This is a genomic window from Streptomyces thermoviolaceus (assembly GCF_045209695.1).
GTDB lineage: Bacteria > Actinomycetota > Actinomycetes > Streptomycetales > Streptomycetaceae > Streptomyces > Streptomyces thermoviolaceus.
Window position 1 is genome coordinate 4,441,461 of the sequence record NZ_CP109280.1, and the last position, 24,345, is coordinate 4,465,805.

The following is a 24,345-nucleotide window of genomic DNA, read 5'->3' on the forward strand; positions in this document are numbered from 1 at the left end:
GACGGCCCCTCTGCGGGACGCCTCGCCGGCGGCACCCCGCGTCAGCGGCGCACTGCCGTGAAGTCCTCCGGGACATGGCCGGTCACCACGCGGCTCGGCGCGGCGGCGACGGCGCGGCGGTCCACCGCGTACGCCACGGCCGCGACGGCCAGACCGAGGACGGCCAGCGCGGCACCGGCCAGCGCCGGGGAGGTCACGGCGAACCCGGCGGCCAGGGTGAGACCGCCGACCCAGGCGCCGCCGGCGTTGGCCAGGTTGAAGGCGGCCTGGTTCGCCGAGGACGCCAGCGACGGGGCCGCGGCGGCCTTCTCCATGACCATCAGCTGCAGCGGCGAGCCGGTGAGGAAGGCCGCCATGCCGAGCAGGGCCACCGCCACGGCGGCGCTCACCTCGGTCCGCATCAGCAGCGGGAACAGCACCAGCACCACCGCCAGGAACGCCAGCCCGCCGAACAGGGTGCCGCGCAGCGAACGGTCGGCCAGGCGGCCGCCGAGCAGGTTGCCGGCCGTCGCCCCCACACCGAACAGCGCCAGCAGCAGCGTCACGCTGGACTCGGCGTACCCGGCGGCGTCGGTCAGCATCGGCGTGATGTAGCTGTAGGCGGCGAACAGCGCGCCGAAGCCCGCCACCGTCGTCAGCAGCGCCAGCCACACCGGCAGCGAGCGCAGCGCGGCCAGCTCCCCGCGCAGCCCGGCCTCCGGGTGCCGCGCGCCGCGGACGCCGGCCGGGGCCGGGGAGCGGGGGACGAGCAGCGCGAGCGCGGCGACGGCGGCCACGCCGATCACCGCGACCGCGAGGAAGGTCGCCCGCCAGCCCAGGTGCTGACCCATCAGGGTGGCGACCGGCACGCCCGCGATGTTCGCCACGGTCAGACCGAGGAACATCAGCGACACCGAGCGCGCCTTGCGCTCCGGCGCCACCATGCCGGCCGCGACCACCGCGCCCACCCCGAAGAACGCGCCGTGCGGCAGCCCGCTGACGAAGCGCGCCGCCAGCAACGCGTCGTAGCCGGGGGCCAGGGCGGACAGGGCGTTGCCCGCCACGAACAGGGCCATCAGCCCCATCAGCACGCGCCGGCGGGGCATGCGCGCCGTCAGCGCGGCCAGCAGCGGGGCGCCGATGACGACGCCGAGGGCGTAGGCTGAGACCAGATGCCCGGCGGTGGGGATCGAGACGTGCAGATCGTCCGCGACACCGGGCAACAGGCCCATCATCACGAACTCGGTCGTGCCGATGCCGAAGGCGCCGACGGCCAGCGCCAGCAGGGCGAGGGGCATGAAAGACCTTTCGAGACAGTTCCGTGCAGCCGGTGGCCGGCTATGTTCAGGTGCGGAACAAAGCCTCGCGGGTCCGGTATTCCAGCAGGTTACGAGCCGGTTGCCGGTGTGGTGACGTTCACACGCGCGGCCACCGGGAGGTGGTCGCTGTCCGTGCGGGGCAGCGTCCAGGAACTCACCGGCTCCACCCCCCGGACCATGATCTGGTCGATCCGGGCCATCGGGAACGCCGCCGGCCAGCTGAAGCCGAACCCGTCACCCGCGGCGCCCTGCGTGGAGCGCATCTGGGCGGTGACGGCGTTGAGCGAGCGGTCGTTCATGGTGCCGTTCAGGTCGCCGAGCAGGATCACCCGCGGCAGCCGCTCGTCGGCGATCGCCTCGCCCAGCGCGTCCGCGCTCTGGTCGCGCTGCGCGGCGGTGAACCCGGCGTCCGCCCGCACCCGCACCGAGGGCATGTGGGCGACGTACACCGCGACCGGCCCCTCGGGCGTGTCCACCGTGGCGCGCATGGCCCGCGTCCAGCCCAGCCGGATGTCGACCGGCCGCACCCCGCTGAGCGGGTACTTGCTCCACAGCCCCACCGTGCCCTGCACCGAGTGGTAGGTGTACGTCGACCGCAGCGCCCGCTCGTACGCCGGCACCGCGGACGGCTTCAGCTCCTCCAGGGCGAGCACGTCGGCGCCGGAGGCGGCCACCTTGCGGGCGGTGCCGGCCGGGTCGGGGTTGTCCGCGTTGACGTTGTGCGTGGCCACCGTCAGGTCACCGCCGGCGGCCGTGCGGTCCAGCAGCAGCCCGCCGAACAGGTGCAGCCAGGCGGCCGCCGGCAGCGCCACCGCGATCAGCGCGGTCGCCGACCTGCGCACCAGCGCCAGGACGAGCAGCACGGGGATCAGCAGTCCGAACCACGGCAGGAACGTCTCCACCAGCGAGCCGAGGTTGCCGATCCGGTTGGGGATGTGCGCGTGCAACCCCAGCACCAGGGACAGCACCACCGCCAGGGCGGCCAGCACGATGCCGCGGCGCCAGATCCGCCGGTCGCCGCGCCAGCCACGGGTGATGCGGTGCAGCAGGCGCCGGAGCCGCGACTGCCGGCGCCCGGGGCCCGGTCCGTCGTCCGCCGTCTCCGTCACATACGCCTGTTGCGCCATACCGTCGCCTCACTGCCTGCCGTGCACACCGACCGCCCCACGGGGGACGTGGGTTACGACCCTAGGGGATGATCGGCTTCGTTCCGCCGCCGCATGGCGGCCGTCCCGGCACGGAGACGATCAAGCAGACGCACGGGGTTCCGGAGACGACCTGTGCTTCCTGGTCTGTGACGAAACGCGAACATTCCGCCGGGACGACGCCCGCTCCGGGGACGCCGGGACGACGCCCGCTCCGGGGACGCCGGACGACGCCCGCTCCGGGGACGCCGGACGACGCCCGCTCAAGGACGGCGGATCGGCGGGCTGCGGTCCTTCCGGCACGGCGTCCACGATCTGCTCCGAGAACCCCTCGGACGGATCGGCGGGTGGGCCGTCGCGGCCACGGACCGCGGGCGGTCTCCGGTGGGGGTCCCCTGGCCCCGCACGGCACGAAGTGCCACCATGGAGGCGAGTCCGGGGACGCCGTGAGGGCGCCTCGAGATGACTGAAGGAGCCGTTGTCATGACGCAGCTTCCGGCTGCCCAGAACAAGTCCTCCGACGGCAGCAAGGCGCTGTACGGGGGGAAGGGCACCCGCCGCATCACCGTCCGCGACATCGCCCTCGCCAAGGAACGCGGCGAGAAGTGGCCGATGCTCACCGCCTACGACGCGATGACCGCCTCCGTCTTCGACGAGGCCGGCATCCCGGTCCTGCTCGTCGGGGACTCCGCGGGCAACTGCCACCTGGGCTACGACACCACCGTGCCCGTCACCCTCGACCAGATGGCCATGCTGTCCGCCGCGGTCGTCCGCGGCACCCGGCGTGCCCTGATCGTGGCCGACCTGCCCTTCGGCTCCTACCAGGAGGGCCCGGCGCAGGCGCTGCGGTCGGCCACCCGCCTGGTGAAGGAGGCGGGCGTGGGCGCCGTGAAGCTGGAGGGCGGCGAGCGCTCGCACGAGCAGATCCGGCTGCTGGTGGAGTCCGGCATCCCGGTGATGGCCCACATCGGCCTGACCCCCCAGTCCGTGCACGCCATGGGCTACCGCGTCCAGGGGCGCGGCGAGGAGGCCGCCCAGCAGCTGCTGCGCGACGCGAAGTCCGTGCAGGACGCGGGCGCCTTCGCGGTGGTGCTGGAGCTGGTGCCCGCCGAGCTGGCGGCGGAGGTGACGCGGGTGCTGCACATCCCCACCGTCGGCATCGGCGCCGGGCCCCGCACGGACGCGCAGGTCCTGGTGTGGACGGACATGCTGGGGCTGACCGGCGGGCGGGTGCCGAGGTTCGTCAAGAAGTACGCCGACCTGCGCCAGGTCATGGGCGACGCGGCCCGCGCCTACGCCGAGGACGTCGTCGGCGGAACGTTCCCGCTGGAGGAGCACTCGGTCCACTGAGGACGCCCTCCGTCCGCCCGGGCCGAGCCCCCGCGCCCGGCCCGACGCGGACGGCGGACCCCGCGGGATGCCGCCCCGCGCCCGAAGACCACTGCGGAAACACCACGGAGCCCCGGCCGATCGTCCCCCGTCGGCCGGGGCTCCCTCTGTCACGGCGTGCCGCGGGCGCCGGTCCTATCCGTGCTCGCGCCAGCCGTTGGTGACCGGCATGCGGCGGTCCTTGCCGAAGCCCTTGGCCGAGATCTTCGTCCCCGGCGGGTACTGGCGGCGCTTGTACTCCGCGTTGTCGACCATGCGCAGCGTCCGGGCGACCAGCTCGGGGTCGAAACCGGCGGCCACGATCTCGTCCGCGCCCTTGTCGTGGTCGACGTACAGGTCGAGGATCGCGTCGAGCACCGGGTAGTCCGGCAGGGAGTCGGTGTCGACCTGGCCCGGGCGCAGCTCGGCGCTCGGCGGCTTGGTGATCGAGTTCTCCGGGATGGGCGGGGTCTCGCCGCGCTCGGCGGCGACCCGGTTGCGCCATGCGGCCAGGCGGAACACCGACGTCTTGTACAGGTCCTTGATCGGGCCGTAGGCGCCCACCGAGTCGCCGTACAGCGTGGAGTAGCCCACCGCCAGCTCCGACTTGTTGCCGGGGGCGAGGACGATGTGGCCCTCCTGGTTGGAGACGGCCATCAGCAGGGTGCCGCGCAGCCGGGACTGCAGGTTCTCCTCCGCCAGGCCGGTCAGACCGAGGGAGCCCATGTACGCGTCGAACATCGGCTCGATCGGAATGGTGCGGAAGTGCAGCCCGGTGCGCCGCGCCAGCTCGGCCGCGTCGTCCTTGGAGTGCTGCGAGGAGTACTTCGACGGCATCGAGATGCCGTAGACGTTCTCCGCGCCCACCGCGTCGCAGGCGATCGCCGCGACCAGGGAGGAGTCGATGCCGCCGGACAGGCCGATCAGCACCGACCGGAAGCCGTTCTTCTGCACGTACGCCCGCACCCCCGCGACCAGCGCCGAGTAGACCTCCGCGTCGTCGTCCAGGTGCTCGGCGCAGCCGCCGGTGTACTCCGGCTCGTAGGGCGGCAGCGGGTCCTCGGACAGCACCACGCGCTCCACGCGCAGCCCGTCGTCCACCACACCGTCCGGGGCGTCGGCCGCCGCGGCCGGCAGGGTCAGGTCGAGGACGACACAGGTCTCGGTGAACTGCGGGGCCCGGGCGATCACCTCGCCGTCCGCGGAGACCACGATCGAGTCCCCGTCGAACACCAGCTCGTCCTGGCCGCCGACCATGGCGAGATAGGCGGTGGTGCAGCCGGCCTCCTGGGCCCGCTTGCGGACCAGCTCCAGCCGGGTGTCGTCCTTCTCCCGCTCGTAGGGGGAGGCGTTGACCGACAGCAGCAGGCCCGCGCGGGCGGTGCGCGCGGCCGGGACACGGCCGCCGTCCTGCCACAGGTCCTCGCAGATGGCCAGGGCCACGTCCACGCCGTGCACCCGCAGCACGGGCATGGTGTCGCCGGGCACGAAGTACCGGAACTCGTCGAAGACGCCGTAGTTCGGCAGGTGGTGCTTGGCGTAGGTCAGCACCACCTGTCCGCGGTGCAGCACCGCCGCCGCGTTCTGCGGTGCGCCGGCCGGCATGCCGTACTTCGGCTGGGCGGTCTCGCTGCGGTCCAGGTAGCCGACGATCACCGGAAGCTCGCCCAGGCCCTCCGCGGCGAGGCGGGCCGCCAGGTCGCGCAGCGCGGCACGGGAGGCCTCCACGAAGGACGACCTCAGGGCCAGGTCCTCGACGGGGTACCCGGTCAGCGCCATCTCCGGGAACGCCGCGAGGTGCGCTCCCTGCTCGGCGGACTTCCGGGTCCAGCGGACGATCGCGTCGGCGTTCCCGGCGAGGTCGCCGACACGCGAGTCGATCTGGTTCAGGGCGAGGCGTAGTTGAGGCACGCAGCCAGTGTAATCGTCAGAGCGACGCGATCAGGGGCCCGCCGGTGTGGGCCGCCCCACGCCCGCCGGCGCCCCGCACACCGCGTCGGCGCGGGGATGCGGGGCGCATGCGACGGCGCCCGTCCCGCGGGGAGAAGGGACGGGCGCCGGGCCGCCCGGGGCGGCCGGTCAGGGGGTCAGTGCCGCCGGTAGGACTCGACGTAGCCCTTCGCGGGCGAGCCGACGCCGGTGACGTCGTCGTAGCCCTTGACGGCCTTGAGCGAGCTGTCCTTGCCGAGGCTGCGGACGGACACGCTCAGCCCGTCGGTGTCGTCGACGCCGTTGACGAAGTCGACGCGGGCGACCGCCAGGTTCCTGCCGGTCGGCTTGTCCACCACGTCGTGGTAGACCTTCGAGCCGTACTTCGCGTAGATCGCCGGGTTGGCGAAGCCGATCGCCTCGCCGCCGCGGGCCTCCTGGGCGAGCGCCTGGATGCCGGCGATCACCGGCGCGGCCAGCGAGGTGCCGCCGATGCGGTACTCGCTGTACTGCTGCGAGCCGTCCGGGAAGGTCTGCGTCTGGCCGACGAGGAAGCCGGTGTTCGGGTCGGCGATCGCCGCGATGTCCGGCACCACACGGTTGCCGGAGGCGTTGTGGGCCTTGGCCAGCCGGTCGGGGACGACGCCCTTCTGGTAGTACGGCTCCGGCACGGTCCGGCTGGTGCCGCCGCCCGCCCCCGAGGTGTAGGCGCCGGGGAAGCCCTCCCAGCTCTTGCCGTCGGCCGCCAGATCCGCCTTCTCGGTACCCCAGCCGGTCTCCCAGAGGTACGTGTCGCCCTTGCCGACGGCCAGCGAGGTGCCGCCGACCGCGGTCACCCACGCCGAGTTGGCCGGGGTGTCGACCTGCTTGGTGCCGGTGTTGGCGACCTCGTCGCCGTCGTCGCCGGAGGAGAAGTAGAAGCCGATGCCCTCCACCGCGCCGAACTGGAACACCTGGTCGTAGGCGGCGGCCAGGTCCGGCGTCTGGTTGGCCTCGATGTCGCCCCAGGAGTTGGAGACGATGTCGGCCAGGTGGTTGTCGACGATCTTGCTGAGCGAGTCGAGCAGGTCGTCGTCGTAGCAGGAGGCGGCGCCCACATAGATGATGTCCGCGTCCGGGGCGACCGCGTGCACGGCCTCCACGTCCAGGGTCTCCTCGCCGTACCAGCCGGCGGCACCGCATTCCTCGGTCCGGGTGTAGGTGTTGGGCAGCACCTGGTGCAGCTGGCCCGTCTTCCAGGCCGCGTCGCCGTTCTTCTTCGCGTAGGTGGCCGCGTCGAAGGCGATGGTCGGCGAGGCGTAGGCGTCGGTGATGGCGATCCGCACGCCCTTGCCGGTGTACGTGCCGGCCCCGTAGGCCGCGCGCAGCTGCTTGCCGGTGTAGCCCTTGACCGCGTACGGGATCTTCTGGCCGTACGCCTTGGGCAGGGTGGTGGCGATGGTCGAGCCGTGGTAGGTGGAGAACGGCCCGGCGTTCTTGAACACCGCGTCCGGCGGCGGCAGCTGGTCCTTGTGGCTCGCCTTGTGCGGCGCGTTGTCCAGGCCGGTGACGGTCAGCACGGCGTCCTTGACGCTCTCGGGCACCGAGGCCGCCCGGGCGGGCGCGCGGTAGACCTTCGAGCCCTTGGCGAAGGTGTGCAGCTGGGTGCCGAACGCCTTCTCGGCGGCGGCCACGTCACCGGAGACCGCCACGTAGTGCGGGGTGACGGAGGTGACCTTCAGGCCCGCCGACGTCAGCCACGACTTCACGGCGGCCACCTGCGCCTCGGTCGCTCCGAAGCGCTGCTGCGCCTGACGGGGGGTCAGGTACCTGCCGTACTGGGGCGAGGACGGGTCGGCGACCGCCCTGGCGTACGCGGTCAGCCCCTCGGGGTCCTGGCCGGCCAGATACACCCGGGCGTCGACCCGCGCGTTGTCGGAGGCGGCGCCCTTGTCCGCCGTGGCCGTCGCCCACGCGGGCTTGGTGCCCGCCAGTGTGGTGCGGCCCGAGTGGTCGGCGGCGTGCGCCGCGGGTGTGCCGAGCACCAGCGCTCCGGCGACCATCGGCAGCGTCGCCGCCAGGCTCACACCGGCGCGCACGGTGGCGCGGTTGGATCTCATGTAACCCCCTGCGATGCGGATCGCCTCTGACGCAATGAGTGGTTGTCCTCGCGTGATCCGCGGAGCGGCCGCGGCGGTTCGGCCCAGCGAATGGATCACACGATCGAATGCCACTCTTCCTGATGAACCGTGCATGTCAGGGAAATGAGCGGGCCAAGAGAAGGCCAAGGAACCGTCAGGAGCGGTCGTTTGGCGGGGGATTGAGCGGTTCGTTCCTGCGGCGTTCCGTCGCGTCGCTGCCGGAGGGCGTCGTTCCGCCCGCTGCGGACGGGAGTTGGGCCGGTGCGGCCGGGGCGCGGTGGTCGGTCGTCGTCCGGTGGGTGGTGTGCCGGCGGGGCGGGAGGGGCGGAAGACGGGTCCGGGAAGCGCCGCCCGGGCCGGGGCCGGCCTCGGGGGCCGGGGTCCGACCCCCTGGCCGGGACGCGGCCCCGGAAACGGCGCGGCCCCGGATGCGAGGTCCGGTGATGCGGCCGAGGTCCGGCCCCACGGTCGAGTCCCGATTCCCGGGGCGGGCCGGCACCCGGGCCCGGAGCCGATACGACCGTGATCGTGAAGGGAACCGGCGACGGGTGACCGGCGACGGGTGACGGGTGACCGGTGACCGCCATATTTTGAATCGCAGATTCCTGTTATCTACGCTGGCGGCATGCGGCTGATGCGCTCCACCGACATGGCGCTGCGCGTCCTGATGCGGCTCGCCGTCGCCGGCGAGTCGAGCCCCACGACCCGCGAGGTCGCGGCGGACATGGGCGTGCCGTACACGCACGCCGCCAAGGTCGTCGCCGAACTCCAGCACCGCGGTCTCGTCGAGACCCGCCGCGGTCGCGGCGGCGGGCTGAGCCTGACCGAGAAGGGCCGCGGCGCGTCGGTCGGCGGGCTCGTACGGTCCCTGGAGGGCGAGGGCGACGTCGCCGACTGCGAGGGCGCCACCCCCTGCCCGCTGAACACCGACTGCCGGCTGCGCGGCGCCCTGCGGCGCGCCCAGGAGGCCTTCTACGCCAGCCTCGACCCGCTCACGGTCGCCGACATGGTGGCGCCCCCGACCGGACCGCTGCTGCTCGGCCTGCCCGCCGCGCGTCGGCCGTCCTGACCGCTTCCGCCTCCGTCCCCCGGTCCGTCGCCCGTCGCACCGGAGCCGGCCCGGGGCGGACCGCCCGCGTCGGCCGGCTCCGGGGTGCGGGTCGTCTCAGGCCGCCTGCCGGGCCAGCCACAGGTCGGGGCCGAAGACCTCGTAGTGGATGTCGGCCGGGGCCACGCCCTTGGCCAGCAGCTGTTCGCGGACCGCGCGCATGAAGGGCAGCGGGCCGCACAGGTAGGCGTGCGTGCCCGGCGCCACCGTCACGTCCGTCAGGTCCGCCAGGCCGGGCCGTCCGGCGCCCTCGGCGTCCCGCTCGTAGAAGAAGACCGTCTCGGCCCGGGGCAGCTTGGCCGCGTAGGCCAGGTGCTCGTCGCGCAGCGCGTGTGCGGCGGGGGAGCGGTCGGCGTGCACCACGGTGACCGGCGCGTCGTGACCGTCGGCGGCGAGCTGCTCCAGCATGGCGATCATCGGGGTGACACCGATGCCGGCGGAGGCCAGCAGCAGCGGCGCGCCGGTGTCCTCGAGGACGAGGTCGCCGTACGGGGCGGACAGCTGGAGCACGTCGCCCACGTGCACATGGGCGTGCAGATGGGTGGAGACCTCGCCGTCGGGGGTGGTCGCGTCGCCGGTCACCCGCTTGACGGCGAACTGCCGCACCGGCGAGCCGGGGGCCGCGGTCAGGCTGTACTGGCGGATCTGCCGGGCGCCGTCCGGAAGGGTGACGCCGACGGAGACGTACTGGCCGGCGCGGTAGCCGGGCACCGGGCCGTCGTCGACGGGGCGCAGCCGGAAGGTGACGACGTCGGCGGTCTCCTCGATCCGCTCCACGACCTTCCACTCGCGCCAGCCGGTCTGCCGGCTCTGCTCGTACAGCCGCTTCTCCAGGGCGATGAGCGCATTGGCCATCAGCCAGTACACCTCGGTCCAGGCGGCGGCGACCTCCTCGGTGACCGCGTCGCCGAGGACCTCGGCGATGGCGGCGAACAGGTGCTCGTGGACGACCGGGTACTGCTCCGGCAGGACCCCGAGCGAGGCGTGCTTGTGGGCGATGCGCTGCAGCATCGCATCGGGCCGCTGGTCGGGGTGGTCCACCAGGTGGGTGGCGAAGGCGGCGATGGAACCGGCGAGGGCCTGCTTCTGGGTGCCCGAGGCCTGGTTGCCGCGGTTGAACAGGTCGCGCAGCAGTTCGGGGTGGGCGTCGAACAGCCGGGCGTAGAACCGCTCGGTGATCTCCTCTATGGCCGCGCCGACCGCCGGCAGGGTGGCGCGGACGACGGCTGCTGACTGGTCGGACAGCATCGTGGACTCCTCCGGGCTCGAACGCTCGTCTGGGCGGAACCGTAGATAAATTGGAATCGTGGATGCAAATTAAACGGAGGTGGTGTCGCTCACGCCGTGAGCAGCCCGCGCCCCGGTCGCGCGCCCGCTCGGCGGCCCGGATGCCGCACGGCCGTTACACACACGGTGCGCAGGAGGCAAGATGGGCGGCAGGGCAGCGGCACCGCACGCCCGGAGCGGTCCACCGGACCACCGTCGTTCCGGCCGGGGACGACGAATGGACCATGGTGCGCAACGCGCGCGAAACCGTCGTGTGGTGTGATGCTCGGTGTGTGCCCGGCCGCCTCCCGCGGCTCGCGGGTCCGGGCGGCCTGACCAGCAAGGATGGGGAAGCGGAAATGGACAAGCAGCAGGAGTTCGTGCTCCGGACACTGGAGGAGCGCGACATCCGGTTCGTACGTCTGTGGTTCACGGACGTCCTGGGCTTCCTGAAGTCGGTCGCCGTGGCTCCCGCCGAGCTGGAACAGGCCTTCGACGAGGGCATCGGCTTCGACGGCAGCGCCATCGAGGGCTTCGCCCGGGTCTACGAGTCCGACATGATCGCCAAGCCCGACCCCTCCACGTTCCAGATCCTGCCCTGGCGTGCCGAGGCCCCCGGAACCGCCCGCATGTTCTGCGACATCCTCATGCCGGACGGCTCGCCCTCCTTCGCCGACCCCCGCTATGTCCTCAAGCGGGCCCTGGCCCGCACCTCCGACCTGGGCTTCACCTTCTACACCCACCCGGAGATCGAGTTCTTCCTGCTGAAGGACCGCCCGCTGGACGGCACCCGTCCGACCCCCGCCGACAACTCCGGCTACTTCGACCACACCCCCCAGGCCGTCGGCATGGACTTCCGCCGCCAGGCGATCACCATGCTGGAGTCGATGGGCATCTCGGTGGAGTTCTCCCACCACGAGGGCGCCCCCGGCCAGCAGGAGATCGACCTGCGCTACGCCGACGCCCTGTCCACGGCGGACAACATCATGACCTTCCGCCTGGTGATGAAGCAGGTGGCGCTGGAGCAGGGCCTGCACGCGACGTTCATGCCGAAGCCGTTCTCGGAGTACCCCGGCTCCGGGATGCACTCGCACCTGTCCCTGTTCGAGGGCGACCGCAACGCCTTCTACGAGTCCGGGGCCGAGTACCAGCTCTCCAAGGTCGGCCGCTCCTTCATCGCGGGCCTGCTCCGGCACGCCGGCGAGATCAGCGCGGTCACCAACCAGTGGGTGAACAGCTACAAGCGCATCTGGGGCGGCACCGAGCGCACCGCGGGCGCCGGCGGCGAGGCCCCCTCCTACATCTGCTGGGGCCACAACAACCGCTCGGCCCTGGTCCGTGTCCCGATGTACAAGCCCGGCAAGACCGGCTCGGCCCGCGTCGAGGTCCGCTCCCTGGACTCCGGCGCCAACCCCTACCTGGCCTACGCCGTCCTGCTGGCCGCCGGCCTGAAGGGCATCGAGGAGGGCTACGAGCTGCCGCCGGGCGCCGAGGACGACGTGTGGGCCCTGTCCGACGCCGAGCGCCGCGCCCTGGGCATCGAACCCCTGCCGCAGAACCTCGGCGAGGCCCTGACCCTGATGGAGGGCAGCGACCTGGTCGCCGAGACCCTCGGCGAGCACGTCTTCGACTTCTTCCTGCGCAACAAGCGGCAGGAGTGGGAGGAGTACCGCAGCGAGGTCACCGCGTTCGAGCTGCGCAAGCATCTGCCGGTGATGTAGCGGGGCAGACAGGTCCGGCGGACGGTGTCTGCCGCACCGGCCCCGACGGTCGGCACGGCCGCCTCCCGCACCGAGCCGGGCCGCCGCCCGGGCGGAGTGGCCGACCGTTGCCGCGTCGGCGCGGTGATGAGCCGTTAGGCTCTGGCCAGGACGACCTTGATCCGACGGGAGGCCGGGGATGACGGCGCCGGGGCGCAGGAGCAGTACCTTCACACGGCTGCTGCGGCACGGATTCACCGACCCCTCCGCCGCCGAGAAGCTGCTGGAGACCCCCGAGCTGAGCGCGGTGCGCAGCGACCCGGTGCTGCTGGAGGCGCTGGGGGCCACCGCCGATCCCGACCTCGCCCTGCACGGGCTGGTGCGGCTGCTGGAGGCGCAGCCGACACCGACCGCGCGCCGGGAGCTGTTCGACACGCTGATAGCGTCCAAGCCGCTGCGGGACCGGCTGCTCGGGGTGCTCGGCGCGTCCGCCGCGCTCGGCGACCACCTCGCCCGGCACGCCGGAGACTGGCACGCCCTGGTCACCTACGAGCCCCGCGACCTGCACCGGGACGTGGCGGACTTCGAACGCGGGCTCGCCGACGCCGACGACCCCGTCTCGCTGCGGGTCGCCTACCGCCGCTGCCTGCTGTCCATCGCCGCCCGGGACGTGTGCGGCACCATCGGCGTCGTCGAGACCGCCGCCGAGCTGGCCGACCTGGCCACCGCCACGCTGCGGGCCGCGCTGCGCATCGCGTGCGCCGCCGCGCCCGAGGACGCCGAGCGGTGCCGGCTCGCCGTGATCGCCATGGGCAAGTGCGGCGGCCACGAGCTGAACTACGTCTCCGACGTCGACGTCATCTTCGTCGCCGAGCCCGCCCCCGGCGCCGACGGCGAGCCGGGCGACGAGACCAAGGCGCTGCGGGCCGCCACCCGGCTGGCCTCGCACCTGATGCGGATCTGCTCCGAGACCACCGTCGAGGGCTCCATCTGGCCGGTCGACGCCAACCTGCGGCCCGAGGGCCGCAACGGGCCGCTGGTGCGGACGCTCAGCAGCCACCTGGCGTACTACCAGCGGTGGGCGAAGACCTGGGAGTTCCAGGCGCTGCTCAAGGCCCGCCCGGTCGCCGGCGACGCCGAGCTGGGCCGACGGTACGTCGAGGCGCTCGCCCCGCTGGTGTGGCAGGCCGCCGAGCGGGAGAACTTCGTCGCGGACGTGCAGCGGATGCGCCGCCGCGTGGTGGAGAACATCCCCGCCGACGAGGTCGAGCGGGAACTGAAGCTCGGGCCGGGCGGCCTGCGGGACGTGGAGTTCGCCGTGCAGCTGCTGCAGCTGGTGCACGGCCGGGCCGACCCCTCGCTGCGCAGCGGCACCACCCTGGACGCGCTGAAGGCCCTGGCCGCCGGCGGTTACGTCGGCCGCGCCGACGCCGACCAGCTCGCCGAGTCCTACCGCTTCCTGCGGTTCGTCGAGCACCGCATCCAGCTCTACCAGCTGCGCCGCACCCATCTGCTGCCCGCGGACGAGGCCGGGCTGCGCCGTCTGGGCCGTTCGCTGGGCCTGCGCGCCGACCCGGTCACCGAACTCACCCGCGCCTGGCGCCGCCACACCGGTGTCGTCCGCCGGCTGCACGAGAAGCTGTTCTACCGGCCGCTGCTGGACGCCGTCGCCCAGCTCGCCCCGGGCGAGGCCCGGTTGAGCCCCGAGGCGGCGCGGGAACGCCTGGTCGCCCTCGGATACGCCGACCCCGCGGCGGCGCTGCGGCACCTGGAGGCGCTGGCCTCCGGGGTGACCCGCAGGGCCGCGATCCAGCGGACGCTGCTGCCGGTGCTGCTGGGCTGGTTCGCCGACTCCGCCGACCCCGACGCCGGGCTGCTGAACTTCCGCAAGGTCTCCGACGCGCTCGGCAAGACCCCGTGGTACCTGCGGCTGCTGCGCGACGAGGGTGCCGCCGCGGAGAACCTCGCCCGGGTGCTGTCCGCCGGAAGGCTCGCCCCCGACCTGCTGATGCGCGCCCCGGAGGCGGTCGCGCTGCTCGGCGACGGCACCGGGGACGGCTCCGGCCTGGCACCGCGCGGACGGGCTCAGCTGGAGCAGGAGGTGCTGGCCGCGGTCGGCCGCGCGGAGAGCGCCGAGCAGGGGGTGACGGCCGCGCGCGGGGTGCGGCGCCGGGAGCTGTTCCGCACCGCCGCCGCCGACATCATCGGCTCCTACGGCACCGAGACCCGGCCCGCCGAGGCCGACCAGGGCGCCCTCGTCGACCGGGTCGGCGCCGCGGTGTCCGACCTGACCGCGGCGACCCTGGCCGGCACCCTGCGCGCGGTGGTGCGCGAGGTGTGGGGGGACACCCTGCCCACCCGGTTCGCGATCATCGGCATGGGGCGGTTCGGCGGGCACGAACTCGGCTACGGCTCCGACGCGGACGTGCTGTTCGTGCACGAGCCGCGCGAGGGCGTGGACGAGCGGGAGGCGAGCCAGGCGGCCAACCGGGTGGTCGCCGAGATGCGGCGGCTGCTGCAGGCGCCGAGCGCGGATCCGCCTCTGCTGATCGACGCCGATCTGCGGCCCGAGGGCAGGTCCGGTCCGCTGGTGCGCACCCTGACCTCGTACGCGGCGTACTACCGGCGGTGGTCGCTGGTGTGGGAGGCGCAGGCGCTGCTGCGAGCGGAGCCGGTGGCCGGCGACGAGGACCTCGGGCGGCGGTTCGTCGAGCTGATCGACCCGCTGCGGTACCCGCAGGGCGGGCTCGGCACCGACGCGGTGCGCGAGATCCGGCGGCTCAAGGCGCGCATGGAGGCGGAGCGGCTGCCGCGGGGCGCCGACCCCAAGCTGCACACCAAGCTCGGTCCGGGCGGCCTGTCCGACGTGGAGTGGACCGTGCAGCTGCTGCAGTTGCGGCACGCGGCCGAGGTGCCCGGGCTGCGCACCACGCGGACCCGGGCGGCGCTGGCGGCGGCCGCCGGGGCCGGGCTGGTGGCCGAGGACGAGGCCGCGATCCTGGACGAGGCCTGGGTGCTGGCCACGCGGGTGCGCAACGCGGTGATGCTGGTGCGGGGACGCGCCTCGGACACGTTCCCCACCCAGCCGCGGGACCTGGCCGCGGTGGGCCGGTACCTCGGCTACGGTCCCGGTCACGTGGGCGACATGCTGGACGCCTACCGGCGGACCGCGCGCCGGGCCCGCAGCGTGGTGGAGGACCTGTTCTACGGTTCCTGAGGACCACGGCTCGCAGACCACGGTTACTTTGCACCACGGTGGCCGACGGTCGTCCCGCCGCCCGCCGGGCGGGGCGGCATCAGCCTGAGGCAGGTTGCAAGGCCGTCCTCGGCAGGGCCTGTGGCAGCGCCCCGTACCACAGCCGGGCCACGGTGCAGCCCGCGGCCAGGCACAGGGCGCCGCCCGCCGCGTCCAGCCAGAAGTGGTTGGCGGTGGCGACGATCACCACCAGGGTCATCGTGGGGTACAGCACGGCCAGGACCCGCAGCCACACGATCCCGGTCAGCGCGCAGACCGTCAGCCCGCACCACAGGGACCAGCCGATGTGCATCGAGGGCATCGCGGCGTACTGGTTGGACATGTGCTGCAGGTCGCCGGAGGCCATCGACCCCCAGGTGTGGTGCACCTGGACGGTGTCGACGAAGCCGGCGCCGGGCATCAGGCGCGGCGGGGCCAGCGGGTAGAGCCAGTAGCCGAGCAGCGCCAGTGCCGTGGTGGCGAAGAGGGCCAGACGGCTCGCCGCGTAGCGACCGGGATGACTGCGGTAGAGCCAGACCAGGACGCCGACCGTGACCACGAAGTGCAGGGTGGCGTAGTAGTAGTTCATCCCGACGATCAGCCAGGTCACCGAGTTCACCGCGTGGTTGACGGTCTTCTCCACGGCGATGCCCAGCTGCTGTTCGGCATGCCACACCCGGGCGGCGTTGGCCAGGGCCTTGGCCTTCTGCTCCGGGACCGCGTTGCGGATCAGCGAGTACGTCCAGTAGCTGACCGCGATCAGCAGGACCTCGAACCACAGACGGGGAGGGTGCGGGGCGCGCAGCCGCCGGCGGCTGGGCGTGACCGGCTCCTGCCCGGGGACCTGTGTCACGGTCGTGTCGCCCATGGGCACAGAGTGTGCCAGAAGCGGTCCGGGGCCCAGCAGATGACGGGTCGTGATCCGGTCAGCGCGGGACCGAGGCCGTGGAGCCGCGCACCACCAGCTCGGGCATGAACACGAACTCGCTGTGCGGGGCGGGGGTGCCGGCGATCTCCTCCAGCAGCGTGCGCACCGCGGCCTGCCCCATCGCCGGGACCGGCTTGCGGACGGTGGTCAGCGGCGGATCCGTGAAGGCGATCAGGGTGGAGTCGTCGAAGCCGACGACGGACACGTCCTGCGGCACCTGAAGTCCCCGCTGCCGCGCCGCCCGTATCGCGCCGAGCGCCATCATGTCGCTGGCGCAGACGATGGCCGTGCACTGCCGTTCGATCAGTGGCGTCGCGGCGGCCTGGCCGCCCTCCAGGGTGTACAGGGAGTGCTGGATCAGCTCCGCCTCGACGGTCTGCGGGGACAGGCCGAGCTGGTCCTGCATGGCCTTGACGAACCCCTCGATCTTGCGCTGCACCGGCACGAACCGCTTCGGGCCGAGCGCCAGCCCGATCCGGGTGTGGCCCAGTGAGACGAGGTGGGTGACGGCGAGGGTCATGGCCGCGCGGTCGTCGGGGGAGATGAACGGGGCCTGCACCTTCGGGGAGAAGCCGTCGACCAGTACGAACGGCACCTGGCGGGCGCGCAGCCGCTCGTAGCGCTCCATGTCGGCGCTGGTGTCCGCGTGCAGCCCGGAGACGTAGATGATGCCCGCGACGCCGCGGTCCACCAGCATCTCGGTCAGCTCGTCCTCCGTGGACCCGCCGGGGGTCTGGGTGGCCAGCACCGGGGTGTAGCCCTGGCGGGTGAGTGCCTGGCCGATGACCTGCGCGAGCGCCGGGAAGATCGGGTTCTCCAGCTCCGGGGTGATCAGCCCCACCAGGCCCTCGCTGCGCTGCCGCAGCCGCACCGGGCGCTCGTAGCCCAGCACGTCGAGGGCGGCCAGCACGGACTGACGGGTGGTGGCGGCGACGCCGGGCTTGCCGTTCAGGACCCGGCTGACGGTCGCTTCGCTCACCCCCGCCTGCGCGGCGATGTCGGCAAGCCGTGTGGTCACACCAGGTGACTGTACCGGCCGCGCGCCTGCTCGCGCACCGCTCGCACGCCGGGGGCGGGTGGCGGGACGTCCTGCTGCGGGCTGGTGCGTCATCGCGCTCCCTCGTGCGCTCGGCGGCAAGTTCTTGCAGAGTCTTGCACAAAGTGATCGAGCCGTGCGCTGTTGCCGGGAAAAACGGTCTCACAGCGGTCTCGTCCCGGTCGAGAAACGGTCACGTCCGAGCGGCCGGGCGCGGTGGGACCTGGGTGCTGCGAAGAATTCTTGCGGTTTTTTTCTGCAAGGTCTTTCGTCCGCGTTGCATCGCTGTTACGTTCACGTCGCCCGACGGCAGTGGGAAGCGGTCGGCACGACTCGGGCTTTCACCCTCAAGGAGAACTCATGCGGCGTGGCACAGCGGCCACCGCGCTGGTGGCGTCCCTCGTCCTCGCGGCGACGGCCTGCGGCTCAGGCGACAGCGGCAGCGGCAAGTCCGGTGGTCCCGTCACCATCACCTGGTGGGACACCTCCAACGCCACCAACGAGGCGCCGACGTACCAGGCCCTGGTCGAGCAGTTCGAGGCCGCGCACAAGGACATCAAGGTCAACTACGTCAACGTCCCCTTCGACCAGGCGGAGAACAAGTTCGACACCGCCGCCGGTGCCAGCGGCGCCCCGGACGTGCTGCGCTCCGAGGTCGGCTGGACCCCCGCGTTCGCCAAGAAGGGCTACTTCCTGCCGCTGGACGGCACCGAGGCGCTCGCCGACAAGGACGCCTTCCAGCCCAGCCTGCTCCAGCAGGCCCAGTACGAGGGCAAGACCTACGGCGTGCCGCTGGTCACCGACACCCTGGCCCTGGTCTACAACAAGGACCTGTTGCGCAAGGCCGGGATCAGCGAGCCGCCCCGCACGTGGGACGAACTCAAGGCGGACGCCGCGCAGATCAAGGACAGGACGGGCGTCGACGGCTTCTGGGGATCGGAGAAGGGTTACTACGCCGAGCCGTTCCTCTTCGGCGAGGGCACCGACACCGTCGACGCCGCCGCCAAGAAGATCACCGTGCGGTCCGAGCCCGCGAAGAAGGCGTACGGCACCTGGCTCGGCCTGTTCACCGGCAAGGGCCTGCACAAGGCGGACACCACCGCCGACTCCTACGCCCACCGCCAGGACGCCTTCGTCAACGGCAAGGTCGCCATGACCATCGAGGGGCCCTGGGAGATCACCAACTTCTACAAGGGCAGCGCCTTCAAGGACAAGAACAACCTCGGCATCGCCACCGTCCCGGCCGGCTCCACCGGCAAGGCCGGCGCACCGACCGGCGGCCACAACCTGTCCGTCTACGCCGGCTCCGACAAGGCCCACCAGCAGGCGGCGCTGACCTTCGTGCGGTTCATGACCTCGGCGAAGGCCCAGGAGACCATCGCCCTGAAGAACTCCACGCTGCCCACTCGCGCCGACGCCTACACCGACCAGGTCAAGGCCGACCCGGGCATCGCCGGCTTCCAGAAGGTGCTCCCCGCGGCCCGGCCCCGCCCGGCACTGCCCGAGTACAGCTCGCTGTGGACGCCGCTCGACACCGAACTGCCCAAGATCGCCGACGGCAAGGTGTCCCTGGACCGGGGACTGAAGAACGTCGAGCTGGCGATCAGCAAGCTGGTCCCGGACTTCACCGAGTGACGCCGTAGGCCGCCGGATCCGTACCGAGGAGGGGAGGTTCCGGCGGCCCGGCGACCGAGTGCCCCACCCGCCACGTCCCAGAAGGTGTCGAACCATGACCGTCGCCGTCGAGAGCGCGACAGCCCGGCCGCCAGGTGAGCGCGGCCGCCGCCCGGGGCCGCTGCAGCGCCTGCGCCGCAGCTGGGAGAAGCACTGGTACGCCTACGCGATGATCGCCCCGGTGGTCGTCGTGCTCGGCGTCCTGGTGGGCTACCCGCTGGTGCGGGGTTTCTACCTGACGCTGACCGACGCCAACAGCCTCAACTCGGCCCGCACCATCGGCGTCAACCACATCGACGCCACCTACAGCTTCGTCGGGCTGGACAACTACCGGGACATCCTGTTCGGACCCACCGCCTACGACCGTTTCTGGTCGCACTTCGTGTGGACGGTGGTGTGGACCGCGCTGTGCGTGCTGCTGCACTACGCCATCGGCCTGGGCCTGGCGCTGCTGCTGAACCGGAAGATGCGCGGTCGCACCGTCTACCGGCTGCTGCTCATCCTGCCCTGGGCGGTGCCCACCTTCGTCACCGTCTTCTCCTGGCGGGTCCTGCTCGCCGACTCCGGCGCGCTCAACCAGCTCCTCGGCCATCTGCATCTGCCGCAGCCGGCCTGGCTGGAGGACACCTTCTGGCAGCGGTTCGCCGCCGTGATGGTGAACACCTGGTGCGGGGTGCCGTTCATGATGGTCTCGCTCCTGGGCGGCCTGCAGTCCATCGACAGCAGCCTGTACGAGGCCGCCGAGATGGACGGTGCGAACGCCTGGCAGCGCTTCCGCCATGTGACCCTGCCGGGCCTGAGGTCCGTCAGCTCCACCGTGGTCCTGCTCGGGGTCATCTGGACGTTCAACCAGTTCAACATCATCTTCCTGCTGTTCGGCCAGACCAGCGCCCCCGACGCGCAGATCCTCGTCACCTGGGCCTACCGGCTCGGCTTCGGCCAGCAGCCGCGGGACTACGCGCAGTCCGCCGCGTACGGCGTGCTGCTGCTGTCGATCCTGACCGTCTTCACCTCCGTCTACTTCCGCTGGCTGAAGCGCAATGACCAGCTCGCCGTCTGACGCAGGAGCCGCCACGATGAGCACCACGACTGTCTCCCCGGCCGCCTCGCCGGCCGCGTCCGCGACGGCGGCCGGCGCCTCCCGGCGGGTGCGGCGACGCGGCCGGTCCTCACCGCTGGGCCGCACCGTCGCCCATGTCCTGCTGATCCTGGCGAGCCTGGCCGCCACCGCCCCGGTCGCCTGGCTGTTCTATCTCTCGCTCGGCCCGGACAAGAACGACTACCTGCACCCCGGCGGGATCGCGGCGAAGGCGACCTTCGCCAACTACGCGTTCGTGCTGCAGCACACGAACATCTTCCACTGGCTGCTCTCGACGCTGATCGTCGCGCTGGGCACCGCCCTCGTCGGCGTCGCCTTCGCCGCGACCACCGGCTATGCCGTCTCCCGGATGCGGTTCCCCGGCCACCGGCCGCTGATGTGGGTGCTGCTGCTCACCCAGGCGTTCCCGATCGCCGTGCTCATCGTGCCGATGTACGAGATCTTCTCCGAGCTGGGTCTCATCGACACCTACGGCGCGCTGATCCTCGTCAACTGCTCGACCGTGGTGCCGTACTGCGCCTGGCTGATGAAGGGCTACTTCGACACCGTCCCGGTGGAGATCGACGAGGCCGGACGGGTCGACGGCCTCAGCCCCTTCGGCACCTTCGTGCGGCTGATCCTTCCGCTGGCCCGGCCGGGTCTCGCGGTCGCCGCGTTCTACAGCTTCATCACCGCCTTCGGCGAGGTCGCGTTCGCCTCGACGTTCCTGCTGGACGACGACAAGTACACCTTCGCGGTCGGTCTGCAGACCTTCGTCAGCGAACACGACGCACAGTGGAACTACATGGCCGCCACCGCGGTGTTGATCGCCGTGCCCGTGACCGCCTTTTTCTACCTTGTGCAGAAACATCTGGTGACCGGCCTCACCGCGGGCGGCACCAAGGGCTGAGGGCACCCGCGGTCCGGTCCCCGCGCCCGTCCGGGCGCGCGGGCGGGCGGCCGCGCCGGCCGTACGCCCCGCCGCCACCGCGGCCGCCCGCACTCCGCGGCCCTCGCGCCCGTTCCGTTCCTCCGTCCCTGTCCCGACCACCGTTACGTATCAAGGACGCCATGAGCCAGCAGCATCAGGCCGCCGAGGCCACCCGCTTCGCCGTTGCCGCCCCGCGCCGTGACTGGTGGCGGGACGCCGTGATCTACCAGGTCTATCCGCGCAGTTTCGCCGACAGCGACGGCGACGGCATGGGCGACCTGGAGGGCATCCGCTCCCGTCTGCCCTATCTGCGCGACCTCGGGGTGGACGCCGTGTGGCTCAGCCCCTTCTACGCCTCCCCGCAGGCGGACGCCGGCTACGACGTCGCCGACTACCGGGCCGTCGACCCGATGTTCGGCACCCTGCTCGACGCAGACGCGCTGATCCGCGACGCCCACGGGCTGGGCCTGCGCGTCATCGTCGACCTGGTGCCCAACCACTCCTCCGACCAGCACGAGTGGTTCAAACGCGCCGTCGCCGAGGGCCCCGGCTCCCCGCTGCGCGAGCGCTACCACTTCCGCCCCGGCCGGGGGAGCAACGGCGAACTGCCGCCCAACGACTGGGAGTCCATCTTCGGCGGCCCGGCCTGGACCCGGCTGCCGGACGGCGAGTGGTACCTGCATCTGTTCGCCCCCGAACAGCCCGACTTCAACTGGGAACACCCGGCCGTCGGCGACGAGTTCCGCTCCATCCTGCGCTTCTGGCTGGACATGGGCGTCGACGGCTTCCGCATCGACGTCGCCCACGGCCTGGTCAAGGCCGAGGGGCTGCCCGACCTCGGCACCCGCGACCAGGTGAAGCTGCTGGGCAACGACGTCATGCCGTTCTTCGACCAGGACGGTGTGCACGAGATCTACCGGCAGTGGCGCCGGGTGCTCGACGAGTACGCGGGCGAACGCATCTTCGTCGCCGAGGCATGGACGCCGACCGTCGAGCGCACCGCCCTGTACGTCCGCCCGGACGAACTCCACCAGGCCTTCAACTTCCAGTACCTGTCGACCGACTGGGACGCGGCCGCGCTGCGCTCCGTCATCGACCGTACGCTCGCGGCCATGCGCCCGGTCGGCGCCCCCGCCACCTGGGTGCTGTCCAACCACGACGTCACCCGTCACACCACCCGCTTCGCCAACCCGCCGGGCCTGGGCACCCAGATCCGCACGGCCGGCGATCGCGCCCTGGGCCTGCGCCGGGCCCGCGCGGCCACCCTGCTGATGCTGGCGCTGCCCGGCTCGGCCTACCTGTACCAGGGCGAGGAGCTGGGGCTGCCGGACGTGGTCGACCTGCCCGACGAGGTGCGCCAGGACCCGGCCTACTTCCGGGGCGCCGGCCAGGACGGCTTCCGCGACGGCTGCCGGGTCCCCATCCCCTGGACCCGCTCCGGCCCCTCCTACGGCTTCGGCAGCGGCGGCTCCTGGCTGCCGCAGCCCGCCGAGTGGGCCGAGCTGAGCGTCGAGGCCCAGCAGGGCGTGCCCGGCTCCACCCTGGAGCTGTACCGCTCCGCGCTGGCCGCCCGCCGCGCCCACCCCGACCTCGGGGCCGGGGACGCCGTCGAGTGGCTGCGCGCCCCCGAGGGTGTGCTCGCCTTCCGCCGTGGCGGTTTCGTGTGCGTCGCCAACACCACGGGCGAGTCGGTGACCTCGCCGGCCCACGGCCGGGTCCTGCTGTCCAGCGGCGAGGTGACCGAGGCCGACGGAGAGGTGAAGGTGCCGTCCGACACGACGGTGTGGTTCACCACGACCTGAGCGGTCCGCCCGGTGGCGCCTGAACGGACCGGTGTCGCAAGGAGTTTCGCCGTTCTTTCACCCGTCCGCGGGGTCCGCCGCCTGCCTGGCCGCACGGATCCCGCGGACGGATCGTGCCCGCACACCCCCCTGTCGGCCTGCACTGCACCATGAACCCTTCATGGTCTCTGACAGGTTCATGTCCAGAGTATTGACCGCCCGCAACGGCGCTCGTACGGTCGGCTGCACGTGCAGCGCTGAAAGCTTGCAGCAAGTTCTTCCATCCCCTTGTCCGTCCGACGCGACCCTCCGACGGAGAAAGAACCCCCACATGGCCAGCAGAACGCTCTCGGGCGCGCTCGCCCTGGCGGCCGCCGCGACGGCCGTCCTCGCCGCTCCCGCCACCGTCGCCCACGCCTCCCCGCCCGGCACCAAGGACGTCACCGCCGTCCTCTTCGAGTGGGACTACGCCTCCGTGGCCAAGGAGTGCACCAGCACCCTCGGCCCGGCCGGCTACGGCTACGTGCAGGTCTCCCCGCCCGCCGAGCACATCCAGGGCTCCCAGTGGTGGACGTCGTACCAGCCGGTGAGCTACAAGATCGCCGGCCGGCTCGGCGACCGTGCCGCCTTCCGATCCATGGTGAACACCTGCCACGCCGCCGGGGTGAAGGTGGTCGTCGACACGGTGATCAACCACATGTCGGCCGGCAGCGGCACCGGCACCGGAGGCTCGTCGTACACGAAGTACGACTACCCGGGGCTGTACTCGGCCCCGGACTTCGACGACTGCACCGCGGAGATCACCGACTACCAGGACCGCTGGAACGTCCAGCACTGCGAACTGGTGGGCCTCGCCGACCTCGACACCGGTGAGGAGTACGTGCGACAGACGATCGCCGGCTACATGAACGACCTGCTCTCCCTCGGCGTCGACGGCTTCCGCATCGACGCGGCCAAGCACATCCCCGCCGAGGACCTCGCGAACATCAAGTCCCGCCTGAGCAACCCGAACGCCTACTGGAAGCAGGAGGTCATCTACGGCGCCGGCGAAGCCGTCCAGCCCGGCGAGTACACCGGCACCGGCGACGTCCAGGAGTTCCGCTACGCCTACGACCTCAAGCGGGTCTTCACCCAGGAGCACCTCGCCTACCTGAAGAACTACGGCGAGGACTGGGGCTACCTGAGCAGCACGACGGCCGGGGTCTTCGTCGACAACCACGACACCGAGCGCAACGGCTCCACGCTGAACTACAAGAACGACGCCACCTACACCCTGGCCAACGTCTTCATGCTGGCTTGGCCCTACGGCGCCCCCGACATCAATTCCGGCTACGAGTGGTCCGACCCGGACGCCGGCCCGCCCGACGGCGGCCACGTCGACGCCTGCTGGCAGAACGGCTGGAAGTGCCAGCACAAGTGGCCCGAGATCGCCTCCATGGTCGCCTTCCGCAACGCCACCCGCGGCGAGCCGGTCACCGACTGGTGGGACGACGGCGCGGACGCCATCGCCTTCGGCCGGGGCAGCAAGGGCTTCGTGGCCATCAACCACGAGTCCGCCACCGTCCAGCGCACCTACCAGACCTCCCTGCCCGCCGGCACCTACTGCGACGTGCAGAGCAACACCACGGTGACGGTGGACTCCGCCGGACGGTTCACCGCCGCGCTCGGCCCGGACACGGCACTGGCCCTGCACACCGGCAGGACGAGCTGCTGACCGTCCGCGGCGCGGATTCACCCGGACGGGCCCA

16 protein-coding genes are annotated in these 24,345 nt (G+C 72.2%); 9 read left to right on the forward strand and 7 right to left on the reverse strand.

Going from position 1 to position 24,345, the window contains the following annotated elements; all coding sequences use genetic code 11:
• Nucleotides 1-41: 41 nt before the first annotated feature.
• Nucleotides 42-1,277 carry an MFS transporter gene (locus tag OG899_RS19380; RefSeq protein WP_125496290.1) on the reverse strand — a complete coding sequence of 412 codons (1,236 nt, stop codon included), beginning with the start codon at nt 1,275-1,277 and terminating at the stop codon, nt 42-44.
• 89 nt (nt 1,278-1,366) lie between these two features.
• Complete coding sequence (locus OG899_RS19385) at nt 1,367-2,425, reverse strand: endonuclease/exonuclease/phosphatase family protein (protein WP_125496289.1); 1,059 nt, start codon at nt 2,423-2,425, stop codon at nt 1,367-1,369.
• Between the two features lie 501 nt (nt 2,426-2,926).
• Here OG899_RS19385 and panB point away from each other — a divergent pair.
• Nucleotides 2,927-3,793: a 3-methyl-2-oxobutanoate hydroxymethyltransferase gene (panB, locus tag OG899_RS19390; RefSeq protein WP_125496288.1), complete on the forward strand. Its 867-nt coding sequence runs from the start codon at nt 2,927-2,929 to the stop codon at nt 3,791-3,793.
• Nucleotides 3,794-3,967: 174 nt separating this feature from the next.
• Here panB and OG899_RS19395 read toward each other — a convergent pair whose 3' ends face one another.
• The gene (locus OG899_RS19395; protein ID WP_168131110.1) at nt 3,968-5,722 is read right to left on the reverse strand and encodes an NAD+ synthase; all 1,755 of its coding nucleotides are present in this window, start codon (nt 5,720-5,722) and stop codon (nt 3,968-3,970) included.
• 176 nt (nt 5,723-5,898) lie between these two features.
• A complete protein-coding gene (locus OG899_RS19400) occupies nt 5,899-7,839 on the reverse strand; it encodes a protease pro-enzyme activation domain-containing protein (protein WP_189427527.1) in 1,941 nt (646 codons plus the stop codon).
• 646 nt (nt 7,840-8,485) lie between these two features.
• On the opposite strand from OG899_RS19400, the gene OG899_RS19405 reads away from it, so the two are divergent.
• Nucleotides 8,486-8,929 carry an Rrf2 family transcriptional regulator gene (locus OG899_RS19405; protein WP_125496285.1) on the forward strand — a complete coding sequence of 148 codons (444 nt, stop codon included), beginning with the start codon at nt 8,486-8,488 and terminating at the stop codon, nt 8,927-8,929.
• A 96-nt stretch (nt 8,930-9,025) separates the two neighbouring features.
• Here the strand turns inward: OG899_RS19405 and OG899_RS19410 are convergent, their stop codons facing one another.
• Nucleotides 9,026-10,216, reverse strand: a complete 1,191-nt coding sequence (locus tag OG899_RS19410) for a globin domain-containing protein (RefSeq protein WP_125496284.1) — start codon at nt 10,214-10,216, stop codon at nt 9,026-9,028.
• Between the two features lie 377 nt (nt 10,217-10,593).
• On the opposite strand from OG899_RS19410, the gene glnA reads away from it, so the two are divergent.
• Nucleotides 10,594-11,955, forward strand: a complete 1,362-nt coding sequence (gene glnA, locus OG899_RS19415) for a type I glutamate--ammonia ligase (RefSeq protein ID WP_125496283.1) — start codon at nt 10,594-10,596, stop codon at nt 11,953-11,955.
• Between the two features lie 178 nt (nt 11,956-12,133).
• Nucleotides 12,134-15,151 carry a bifunctional [glutamine synthetase] adenylyltransferase/[glutamine synthetase]-adenylyl-L-tyrosine phosphorylase gene (locus OG899_RS19420; RefSeq protein ID WP_168131113.1) on the forward strand — a complete coding sequence of 1,006 codons (3,018 nt, stop codon included), beginning with the start codon at nt 12,134-12,136 and terminating at the stop codon, nt 15,149-15,151.
• A gap of 79 nt (nt 15,152-15,230) precedes the next feature.
• Here the strand turns inward: OG899_RS19420 and OG899_RS19425 are convergent, their stop codons facing one another.
• Complete coding sequence (locus tag OG899_RS19425) at nt 15,231-16,037, reverse strand: phosphatase PAP2 family protein (RefSeq protein ID WP_189427528.1); 807 nt, start codon at nt 16,035-16,037, stop codon at nt 15,231-15,233.
• Between the two features lie 58 nt (nt 16,038-16,095).
• Nucleotides 16,096-17,115 (reverse strand): LacI family DNA-binding transcriptional regulator, encoded by a 1,020-nt coding sequence (locus OG899_RS19430; RefSeq protein ID WP_189427529.1) that lies wholly within the window; start codon nt 17,113-17,115, stop codon nt 16,096-16,098.
• Nucleotides 17,116-17,493: 378 nt separating this feature from the next.
• Here OG899_RS19430 and OG899_RS19435 point away from each other — a divergent pair, with 378 nt between their 5' ends.
• The 5 genes from OG899_RS19435 (at nt 17,494) to OG899_RS19455 (ending at nt 24,311) form a co-directional block, all read left to right on the forward strand.
• A complete protein-coding gene (locus tag OG899_RS19435; RefSeq protein WP_125496279.1) occupies nt 17,494-18,768 on the forward strand; it encodes an extracellular solute-binding protein in 1,275 nt (424 codons plus the stop codon).
• A gap of 94 nt (nt 18,769-18,862) precedes the next feature.
• A complete protein-coding gene (locus OG899_RS19440; protein ID WP_125496278.1) occupies nt 18,863-19,867 on the forward strand; it encodes a carbohydrate ABC transporter permease in 1,005 nt (334 codons plus the stop codon).
• Between the two features lie 16 nt (nt 19,868-19,883).
• Nucleotides 19,884-20,795, forward strand: coding sequence for a sugar ABC transporter permease (locus OG899_RS19445; protein WP_125496277.1), 912 nt, complete (start codon nt 19,884-19,886; stop codon nt 20,793-20,795).
• A 161-nt stretch (nt 20,796-20,956) separates the two neighbouring features.
• The gene (locus OG899_RS19450) at nt 20,957-22,618 is read left to right on the forward strand and encodes a glycoside hydrolase family 13 protein (protein WP_125496276.1); all 1,662 of its coding nucleotides are present in this window, start codon (nt 20,957-20,959) and stop codon (nt 22,616-22,618) included.
• A 310-nt stretch (nt 22,619-22,928) separates the two neighbouring features.
• Nucleotides 22,929-24,311 carry an alpha-amylase family protein gene (locus tag OG899_RS19455; RefSeq protein WP_125496275.1) on the forward strand — a complete coding sequence of 461 codons (1,383 nt, stop codon included), beginning with the start codon at nt 22,929-22,931 and terminating at the stop codon, nt 24,309-24,311.
• The last annotated feature ends 34 nt before the right edge of the window (nt 24,312-24,345 follow it).

What these genes read in the sequence shown, in the direction of transcription:
- OG899_RS19400 (WP_189427527.1), bottom strand. Translation starts at nt 7,839, where the DNA reads ATGAGATCCAACCGCGCCACCGTGCGCGCCGGTGTGAGCCTGGCGGCG.
- OG899_RS19380 (WP_125496290.1), bottom strand. Translation starts at nt 1,277, where the DNA reads ATGCCCCTCGCCCTGCTGGCGCTGGCCGTCGGCGCCTTCGGCATCGGC.
- OG899_RS19425 (WP_189427528.1), bottom strand. Translation starts at nt 16,037, where the DNA reads ATGGGCGACACGACCGTGACACAGGTCCCCGGGCAGGAGCCGGTCACG.
- OG899_RS19435 (WP_125496279.1), top strand. Translation starts at nt 17,494, where the DNA reads ATGCGGCGTGGCACAGCGGCCACCGCGCTGGTGGCGTCCCTCGTCCTC.
- panB (WP_125496288.1), top strand. Translation starts at nt 2,927, where the DNA reads ATGACGCAGCTTCCGGCTGCCCAGAACAAGTCCTCCGACGGCAGCAAG.
- OG899_RS19405 (WP_125496285.1), top strand. Translation starts at nt 8,486, where the DNA reads ATGCGGCTGATGCGCTCCACCGACATGGCGCTGCGCGTCCTGATGCGG.
- OG899_RS19385 (WP_125496289.1), bottom strand. Translation starts at nt 2,425, where the DNA reads ATGGCGCAACAGGCGTATGTGACGGAGACGGCGGACGACGGACCGGGC.
- OG899_RS19450 (WP_125496276.1), top strand. Translation starts at nt 20,957, where the DNA reads ATGAGCCAGCAGCATCAGGCCGCCGAGGCCACCCGCTTCGCCGTTGCC.
- OG899_RS19445 (WP_125496277.1), top strand. Translation starts at nt 19,884, where the DNA reads ATGAGCACCACGACTGTCTCCCCGGCCGCCTCGCCGGCCGCGTCCGCG.
- OG899_RS19440 (WP_125496278.1), top strand. Translation starts at nt 18,863, where the DNA reads ATGACCGTCGCCGTCGAGAGCGCGACAGCCCGGCCGCCAGGTGAGCGC.
- OG899_RS19410 (WP_125496284.1), bottom strand. Translation starts at nt 10,216, where the DNA reads ATGCTGTCCGACCAGTCAGCAGCCGTCGTCCGCGCCACCCTGCCGGCG.
- glnA (WP_125496283.1), top strand. Translation starts at nt 10,594, where the DNA reads ATGGACAAGCAGCAGGAGTTCGTGCTCCGGACACTGGAGGAGCGCGAC.
- OG899_RS19455 (WP_125496275.1), top strand. Translation starts at nt 22,929, where the DNA reads ATGGCCAGCAGAACGCTCTCGGGCGCGCTCGCCCTGGCGGCCGCCGCG.
- OG899_RS19420 (WP_168131113.1), top strand. Translation starts at nt 12,134, where the DNA reads ATGACGGCGCCGGGGCGCAGGAGCAGTACCTTCACACGGCTGCTGCGG.